Source organism: Jeotgalicoccus marinus DSM 19772 (genome assembly GCF_000425825.1).
Classification (GTDB): Bacteria; Bacillota; Bacilli; order Staphylococcales; family Salinicoccaceae; genus Jeotgalicoccus; species Jeotgalicoccus marinus.
The window spans coordinates 1-8664 of record NZ_AUEE01000021.1 but is presented as its reverse complement, the minus strand read 5'-3'; the positions used below and the strand labels follow the sequence as shown (position 1 = coordinate 8664).

General features: G+C 35.5%; 8 protein-coding genes and 1 pseudogene. 2 read left to right on the top strand and 7 right to left on the bottom strand.

Annotated features, from left to right (window positions below; translation table 11 throughout):
• The 7 genes from H624_RS12450 to H624_RS0108955 all read right to left on the bottom strand — a co-directional run.
• A partial coding sequence (locus H624_RS12450; protein ID WP_211220896.1) for a transposase occupies positions 1 to 155 on the bottom strand: 155 nt, incomplete at its 3' end.
• A 202-nt stretch (positions 156 to 357) separates the two neighbouring features.
• Positions 358 to 1557 (bottom strand): LPXTG cell wall anchor domain-containing protein, encoded by a 1200-nt coding sequence (locus H624_RS11995; RefSeq protein ID WP_035857046.1) that lies wholly within the window; start codon positions 1555 to 1557, stop codon positions 358 to 360.
• Positions 1558 to 1707: 150 nt separating this feature from the next.
• Entirely contained in the window at positions 1708 to 2544 is an 837-nt protein-coding gene (locus H624_RS0108975) for a MurR/RpiR family transcriptional regulator (RefSeq protein ID WP_026867284.1), read from the bottom strand.
• A 135-nt stretch (positions 2545 to 2679) separates the two neighbouring features.
• Positions 2680 to 4143 carry a glycoside hydrolase family 32 protein gene (locus tag H624_RS0108970; RefSeq protein WP_026867283.1) on the bottom strand — a complete coding sequence of 488 codons (1464 nt, stop codon included), beginning with the start codon at positions 4141 to 4143 and terminating at the stop codon, positions 2680 to 2682.
• A gap of 22 nt (positions 4144 to 4165) precedes the next feature.
• Positions 4166 to 4930, bottom strand: coding sequence for a twin-arginine translocase subunit TatC (gene tatC, locus H624_RS0108965; protein ID WP_281170741.1), 765 nt, complete (start codon positions 4928 to 4930; stop codon positions 4166 to 4168).
• Positions 4931 to 4965: 35 nt separating this feature from the next.
• Positions 4966 to 5193 (bottom strand): twin-arginine translocase TatA/TatE family subunit, encoded by a 228-nt coding sequence (locus H624_RS0108960; RefSeq protein ID WP_026867281.1) that lies wholly within the window; start codon positions 5191 to 5193, stop codon positions 4966 to 4968.
• A gap of 42 nt (positions 5194 to 5235) precedes the next feature.
• Positions 5236 to 5868: a redox-sensing transcriptional repressor Rex gene (locus tag H624_RS0108955; protein ID WP_026867280.1), complete on the bottom strand. Its 633-nt coding sequence runs from the start codon at positions 5866 to 5868 to the stop codon at positions 5236 to 5238.
• Positions 5869 to 5992: 124 nt separating this feature from the next.
• Here H624_RS0108955 and H624_RS0108950 point away from each other — a divergent pair, with 124 nt between their 5' ends.
• Entirely contained in the window at positions 5993 to 7906 is a 1914-nt protein-coding gene (locus H624_RS0108950) for an ABC-F family ATP-binding cassette domain-containing protein (protein WP_026867279.1), read from the top strand.
• 570 nt (positions 7907 to 8476) lie between these two features.
• A pseudogene (locus tag H624_RS12780) lies at positions 8477 to 8664 on the top strand (ISL3 family transposase); the annotation flags it as partial.

Below are 8664 nucleotides of genomic sequence, written 5' to 3'. Positions count from 1 at the left end.
TCTACATCTTTCATATCACATAATCGTCTAAGTATTTTCCCTATGTCTTTTCGAAGTTGTCCATACACAACTTTTCTCCTATACTTAGGAGTAAATATTATATGATACTTACAATTCCATCTTGTATGTGATAAACTTTGGTCGTCTTTAGACATTCAATATGCCCCTTTCTTTTCTAAATAGCGGTTGGTAGCCATTATTTAGTATACAGAAAGGGGCATATTATCGCTAAAGCTACTTCATCCACACGCATAGCGTGTGGTTTATTTGTTTCGCACGTCTACGTGCTCAACCGACTGAAGTCACTAATAAAAAAAACATGCCTTCTAATATACAGAAGGCATGTTTCAACAATATTTAACTATTTGTTTTAAATAAGTTTGATGAGAGCACTAAACCTGCGCCTAAAAGTGATAGGATTCCTACGATAACAAAGTTAGAGTTGTTTGATTCTCCTGTGTTAGGTAGCTCTTCTCTTTCACTTTCAGCTGTAACTTCTTCGGCTTTAATCTTCTCTTCAATTTCTAATTTGTCTGCTTCAGTTAAATCTTTTTCTTCAATGATTTTTGATGACATCACTCTGGATACACGTTGATCTAACGTTGAAATATCTTTCTCAATCGTTTCACTTTCTAATGTTATCCCTCGTAAGATATCACCATAATCATAACGATACAGTTTTTTCGGTTTTGATACTGCTGACTGTTCTGATGAACTTTCTTCTACTTCAGCCGCTTCATTTGGTGTTTCCACTTCTGTTTCATTATCACTGTTATCAGTATCTGCCGCTTCTTCAGAAGCATTACCAGCCTTTTCTTCTTCTGTGTAAGTTGATGAATTACTCTCTTGATTATTGTTCTGATTTGGTTCCTGACCTTCACCTAAATCATTGTTTTCTGTGTACTCTGGTAAATCAGTTTCTGTACCTTCATCTGTCTGGTTACTGGGTGAGCTAACGTCCGCTTCACCTTGATTCTCTTCTGAACCTTGTTGTTCTTGATTTGAATCTTCTTCAAAATTTCCATTCGATTCTTCATCAATGTTAGTGTCTTCTTCAGATGGGGTCTCAGTTGGTACTTCTGTACCGTCTTCACTATCATCAACTGGTGGTGTGATATCATTTCCTTCACCATCATCGTTAGGATCAGCTGGTTCTAGTATTGGTGCATCATTTTCTGTTTCTTCTACGCCAGAATCATTAGTTGTGTCATTTTCCGTTTCGCCTGAACCTGAATCATCAGTCATTTCTTCTTCTGTTTGTTCTGGCTGACCATTTGTTTCTACATCTTCTGATCCTTCACTATCAGTCTCACTAGCATTACTTTCTACTTCTTCATTATTGAATGTTTGAATCTGTGGTGTTTCGACTTCCTCTTGTTCCTCTGTCTCTTCAACTGGTTCCTCAGTTTCTTGTTCTACTGATTCATCCAAACCACTTTCAATAGCATTCGAATTTTCTTCTATTTCCTCATCAGCAAAAGCAATGTTAGGGATTAGTATTGTCGTCAGCACTAATGCAGAGGCCAATTTCATTTTTTTAATTTTACGAGTTCTCATTTCTCATCCCTCCATATACTCTGACTAAGCTTTATAACTTTTTCAACTTAAATATGTCACATAAAATTATAAGGGAATGAATGAAGAAATACTATAAAATATAGAATATGTTACAGAACCTTAACATCTGCGTATTATAATGTAATTTTCTTAATGTGTGACATCATATGTGTTGATTATAGTCTGATATGCCGAGGTTCCTAGCGCTTTACAGACATAGAAGAATAGCACATCACATATCACCAATTGAGCAATTCTACTCGTCATATTCATGTATTGAATATTCGTTTCTTCTTCAGTAATTTCGATTGCTAGATCTGAATTTCTCTTAGCAACTGATGAATGATTTTGCGTTAGTATAATTGTAAAGACACCTAGCTTTTTAGCTAATTTCACAATTTCAATTACTTCCTGTGTCTTACCCGATAAAGTAATCACAAAAAGAACATCATCTTTTTTAGCATTTGTTAGGCGTGTCATACAAAGGTATTTGTCTGCAGTAAAAAAGGCATTGATATTCACTCTATGTAATTTTTGTTCAATATCGTGGCCAACGTTTGCTGAATCACCTACACCAAAAATGAATGAATTTGTCGCTTTTGAAATATGTTCAGCAGTTTCAATCATCTTTTTACGACTGACAATTTTTTCTGTATTGTATAGGGCTTGAATGGTATTTTTAAATACCTTATCAAAAATTTCAGCATGATTATCCTCTTCTAGTTCAATCACTCGTGAAATTTTTTCCTTATCTAAGGTATGCAATTCTTTAGCAAGTTCAACTTTTAATTCTTTGATACCCCGAAGACCAATTCTTTTAGCAAACCTAACTATGGCGGCATCACTTGTGTCCGAACTTTTCGCAATTTCTTTTACAGGCATATTGATAACCTTGTTAGGGTTGGTCAGCATAAAATCCGCAATTCTTTGTTCTACTGGCGTCATATATTCTAAGCGTTTGTTAATTTGGCTAAGTACAGAAAACATTTGTATACACCTCATTTAGCAGACTTTTTCTTTTAATTTTTCAATATTATGGTGTAATTATAGCACTCTAACGAAATAAATGTTACATAAATATATGCTATTATCTGTAATTATCTTATTTTTCTTTCTATTTCCTTATGTTCGGCTAGTCAATGAATACTGCATGAGCTGGACATGACAGTCTCCGTACTCTGTAACAAATTCCACACCTTTAGCATCATGACTTGGAAATATTCTAGATGTCATCGTGTATTTTCCATCGTTCACGAATACTTCGATTGAAGAGTGATCCATAAAGATTCTTAAACTATCTAAAGGTTCTTCTAGTTCAACACTTCTCGTGGTTCCATCAACATTCTCAATCGTTTCTCCAGAAAATGTACGATCTAGGGTCAGAACGCCTTCTGTACTATCGTAGGTTAATTTTGTTTCATGACGTGAATTTTTTCGTAAATAGATATGTAATATCGAAGCGTTATTTTCTAAAATATCGACGATTAACTCATAGACCTCCCCGTAGAAATCCGTCAATTTTGCTGGATATTCTCTGAAGTAGCCTTCAGCAGTAATAGCTTCACCCCGTAACTTTTCAAGTGCTGGGTGTGGTATTTGTATCAATCGATCATTCTCAACTTCTAATATTCTTGGAATCGTCAACGCACCTGTTGTTTCATCTTCTCTAGACGGATAGCTACTCTCTTCTGCACCCATCCAAGCTATTAACACTCTATTTCCATCCTCATCAAGCGTTGTTACAGGCCGGTAAAAATCGAAACCTCTATCGAATTCATAGAACTCATCATGTATAAAATAATTGCCTTCTCTTTGAAAATCTCCAATCATATAGCCTGACTGATAGATATTCCAAAAATGATGTCCAAATTTATCTAAGCCTCTAGCATTAAAGATAAAGACTGAATCCATGTCTAGATCAAAGAATTCCGGACTTTCCCACAAATAACCGAAGGCCTTGTAGCCAGTATCTAATATACCATCGAACTTTAAGTCCTCAACTGAAGGTCCTCTGTATACTGCTACTCGCCCGAATTCTTCATCATTCATGGTGCCTATAAACATAACGACTTCCCGGTCGATGACCGTTACATAAGGATTTCTAAAGAATTCTTTTGTCATTGCTGGAGAATTTCTTAATAAGGGCGCTGGATACTTCTGAATCTTGCCATCCGTATTCATATAGCCACCAAGCTGAGTGACAAGTGTCGTATCATTTTTCACGCGTTCCCCAGTGTAAAAGTACGATACTTCATTAAATATTTTCGATAAACTACCACCGTGAATACTATGTTCATCATATAAACTACCTGGTCTAACTTTGACACCTTCATTGTGAAAATGAACTAAGTCCTTAGAAGTCACATGATATATGTATTTGTAGTCTGGTGTTTCTACAAGACGACTATCAGGTGACCACTCATAAAATAAATGGTAGATACCGTTTATATAATTAAAACCAGTCGGGGCACCTAAAAAACCAAACGGTGGCTGAACATGATATACGGACTGCCACTTCGATTCACTCGCCGTTTTAATCAGCTGATCCGTTTCTGTACGTGTCAATTCTTCTAGCTTTTTTGGCATATCTGTTCACTCGCCTCCCGTTTTATTTTAATTCATCTTCTAAGAGTTGTTGTTCTGCTTTTAAATATCTTCGGTAACCGACTTTAGATACATATATGCTAATTTCGTAGAGGATAATCATCGGTACTGTTAATAATAAATGCGTCATAAAGTCTGGCGGTGCAATAAAAGCAGCCAGTACAAACATAATGAAGTATGCATACTTCCTATTTTGTTTTAAGAACATTGGTGTAATGATACCAAGTTGGGTTAAGAATAGTACTACGACTGGCAGTTGGAAAATAACGCCAAATGGTAGTACGGTTCTAAATAGAAAACCAAAATATTCATTAATTCCTATAGTCGTTTCTATACCCATTTCAAGGGATAGTTCAAATGTAAATTGAATAATATATGGTACAACTATAAAGTATGAAAAAGCCATACCGATTAACATCAACACCATGGCTATTGGAATGTATAGCAAGGTCACTTTTCGTTCTTTCTCATACAATCCCGGTGCAATAAATGCCCAGAGTTGGTACAAGATTACTGGTAAGATAATTATGAATGCAATAATAATGATAACAACTAAGTATATTTTTAATGGATCCGTAACCTGAAATGCATGCATTTGAATATTTTCTGTCCAGGGTGCATTTTGCATTTGATTTATTAAAGGTTTAGATAAGAAAAAACCTATAAATAGAGCGGCAACAAAGAAGTACATTGCAATCAATATACGTTTTCTCAATTCATCAAAATGCTCTGTAAAATCTCTTTCTTCATCTACCAATTTAGCTTTCACCTCTTTAAAAAGAGGCGGCTTTCGCCACCCCTAGTTTAAGCTTCTGATTCAATTTTCTTTGGTTCTTCTTTTTTGCTTACTGAGCTATCGTCTTTTTTGACTTTGTCATCTTCTTCGTCATCTTCAGCAAGCCCTTTAGTTGCATCTTTAAACTCTTTTAAAGTAGACCCTACTGCACGTCCAAATTGTGGTAACTTTTTCGGTCCAAAAATAATTAATGCAACCACTGCGATAACAATCAAGCTAACTGGAGTTACAGCCATTAATGTATTTGGTAAAAGAACATCTATCATATTATACCCCTCCTATTTAATCTTCATTTGGAAAAATAATGCCTGGAGTTCAACACCAAGATCAATACTATGTACTGTGACGTCAGGACTAACGTTCAATCGAATCGGTGTAAAGTTTAAAATTCCTTTTATACCAGCCGCTTCAAGTCGTTCCGCTGTTTCTTGTCCCGCTTCCATAGGTACAGTCATAATTGCGACTTCAACATTTTCTTGGTTGATTATTTGCTCCATTTCATTGACATGAAAAATCTCAATATCATTTATAGTTTTACCTACAAGTGATTCATTACTGTCAAAAGCACCAACTACGTTCATTTTATCATGAATGTTGGCAAATTTGTAGTTCAACAGTGCACTACCAAGATTCCCTGCCCCAGCTAAAATTACATTTTTTACATCGTTGCCTTGAATATGTTCCATGAAGAATTTTAAAAGACTTCCGATATTATAGCCGTATCCTTTTCTACCCAATTCTCCAAAGTAGGAAAAATCACGGCGGATGGTTGCCGAATCAATATCTAGGGCTTCACTAATTTCTCTCGATGATACTCTGTCATTACCATTATGTTCTTCTTGCTTAAAATAACGGTAATAGAGAGGTAGTCTTTTCATAGTTGCATTAGGAATTTTCTTCTTGTTCGCCATTCCTTTCACCTCTGTATGTCTATTCTCCACATTATAACATAATCTATATCTGCTGACACCGCTATATCTAGTCGAATTTTGTCCATTTATCATGTAAAATTAAATAGGAAACGAGGTATTTAATATGATTCTTTTACAATTAGGAAATGTCTCTAAGGCATATGGTACAAATACTATTTTTGAACATATAGATTTAGAAATAAAATCTGGTGAAACTTTGGGTATCGTTGGTAAAAATGGTGCAGGTAAAAGTACCTTGATGAAAGTTATGGCCGGCGAATTAACCTATGATACAGGCACATTGAGTATGCCAAAACATGTAAACATGGGTTATTTATCTCAACAGATGACTTTGGAGTCAGATGAAAGTGTTTATAATGAAATGCAAAAGCCATTTGCTCACATATTAAAAATGCAAAAAGATATGGAGCATATTGCAACATGGTTGAGTGAACATGATAATTCAGAAGCTGACTATAATGAGCAATTGAAGCGCTATGAAAGTATTCAGCTAGAATTCGAGCGACTGGACGGCTATACAATTGATGCTCAAATTAAAGCTGTTTTAATAGGTTTAAATTTTACAGAGGCTGATTTAAACAGGAAAGTCGCTGAGTTTTCAGGTGGTCAAAAAACACGTTTAGCTCTAGGTAAGATGCTTTTGAATCAACCTGACCTCCTACTGTTAGACGAACCAACTAACCACTTAGACATGTCTACAGTCGAATGGCTAGAACAATATATTAAAACTTATTCTGGGGCTATCGTCATTATTTCTCACGACCGCTACTTCTTAGACAAAACAGTGGATAAGATTTTTGAAGTCGAATTACAGCGTGGCACGCTTTACCATACAAATTACACTAACTATGTTAAAGAAAAAGAGAAGAACTACAGGTTACAAATGAAACAGTACGAAAGAGAACAGGGTGAAATTAAGCGTTTAGAAACCTTTGTCGATAGAAATATTGCCCGCGCCTCTACTTCAGGTATGGCAAAAGATAGAAGAAAGAAACTTGAGATGATGGACAAGATGGATAGACCATACATCGACCGTTCGAGTGCGGACTTCCAGTTTACGATTAAAAAGGAAAGCGGTAATGATGTACTCCGTCTAAAAGATGTTGCGATTGGCTACAAGGACCACGTCTTAAGAGATCAACTCAGTTTTAATGTTGATAAAGGCGAAAGACTGGGTATTCTTGGCCCCAATGGTATTGGTAAATCTACACTGGCTAAGACGATTGCAAAATTAATCCCTAAATTAAAAGGTGAAATTCAATATGGGACAAATGTTTCAATTGGATACTATGATCAAAAACAGGCTGAATTTACATCTGTAAACACCGTCTTAGAAGAACTGTGGAGTGCATATCCGCATATGAAGGAAAGCGATGTTAGAAAGATACTCGGCCGCTTCCTCTTTACTCAAGATGAGGTAAAAAAACAAGTCAATGACCTAAGTGGTGGAGAAAAAGCGAGAATACAGCTCGCTAAACTGATGCTTGAGGAAAACAATTTACTGATTCTAGATGAACCAACGAACCACCTAGACATAGACAGTAAAGAAGTGTTGGAAAGTGCCTTAGCGAATTTTGAAGGTACGATTATATTCGTTTCACATGACCGTTACTTTATCGATAAGATTGCCAGTAAAGTATTAGAAATAGAAGTGGATAAAGTACTGTTGGTAGACGGCGACTATAGTTATTTCACACATAAGAAAAAAGAATTGGAATTTACTAATCAAGGTGTGGTCGACGCACCAAAAGCAGATACAGGTGTTGACTACCAAGCTCAAAAACAAAGAAGAAATGATCTTAAGAAAATTAAGCGAAAGAGTCAAGAACTTGAAAAGGAAATACAAGAATTAGAAAGCGAGCTCACTGCAATTGAAGACAAACTTGTCGCTCCCGAAGTTTTTAATGACTATGAAAAAGCCCAAGAATTAAATGAACGGCTCCTTGAAATCAATGCTCGTATTGAGAAGAGTATGGAAGAATGGGAAGAAGCAGAAGAAAAATTAGCTGAGCTTTAGATTTTTGAATGAACGACTACCACCTATTTTATGAAGAGTGGTAGTCGTTTTTTTCGAGTTCCAGCTATCTGGATTGCTGCCCTTCGATTTCTTTTCGAGTTCCAACTCGCTCCTACTCTCCCCACATTCATACATATTGTTAAGAGGATTTAACCGTATGTTCGATTTCAATATACACAAAATGGAAGATGAGTTTTCCACAATTATAATGCTATATTATCAACAATTCATTGATTTTATCCACAAAAAATTATGTTTTCAACATAGTTATGCACAGATTAATACACAAATACGACAGTTTTACCCACAACTTATGCACACTTTGTGGACAAAACATATGTTCTCTATTGAACAGTCTATAGGCCGACCAAACGTATTATGAACTGAATATATGTTCGTAAAGTCGTAAATGAAAAAAAAAAAGCATGCTCTTTAAAAGAAGGCTCTATAATAAATACGGTTGATGACTAAAAATCATCAACCGTATTTTTCTATAAAATGATACAAAAATAGCGCAAATGTTCTTATACTAAAGTCACCACAACTCAATAGAAAGGAACATTTACGCCTATGACTCATTTTATATCATCTTTACTTCAAATTAAAGAGCCTAATCTCGATTATACAAAGTCCACTGTTGAAGAAGTTTTCTATAAGGGTATTAAGTCCCTATTTATCACTGCCAAACTCACATATAATCCGACACATTGTCCAGCGTGTGGATGTATCAATGCCGATTATAGTATTGTCAAAAATGG

Bases quoted from the DNA above. Each gene is read 5' to 3' on its own strand.
- H624_RS11995 (WP_035857046.1), bottom strand. From the start codon at position 1,557: ATGAGAACTCGTAAAATTAAAAAAATGAAATTGGCCTCTGCATTAGTG.
- H624_RS0108975 (WP_026867284.1), bottom strand. From the start codon at position 2,544: ATGTTTTCTGTACTTAGCCAAATTAACAAACGCTTAGAATATATGACG.
- H624_RS0108970 (WP_026867283.1), bottom strand. From the start codon at position 4,143: ATGCCAAAAAAGCTAGAAGAATTGACACGTACAGAAACGGATCAGCTG.
- H624_RS0108960 (WP_026867281.1), bottom strand. From the start codon at position 5,193: ATGGCTGTAACTCCAGTTAGCTTGATTGTTATCGCAGTGGTTGCATTA.
- H624_RS0108955 (WP_026867280.1), bottom strand. From the start codon at position 5,868: ATGGCGAACAAGAAGAAAATTCCTAATGCAACTATGAAAAGACTACCT.
- H624_RS0108950 (WP_026867279.1), top strand. From the start codon at position 5,993: ATGATTCTTTTACAATTAGGAAATGTCTCTAAGGCATATGGTACAAAT.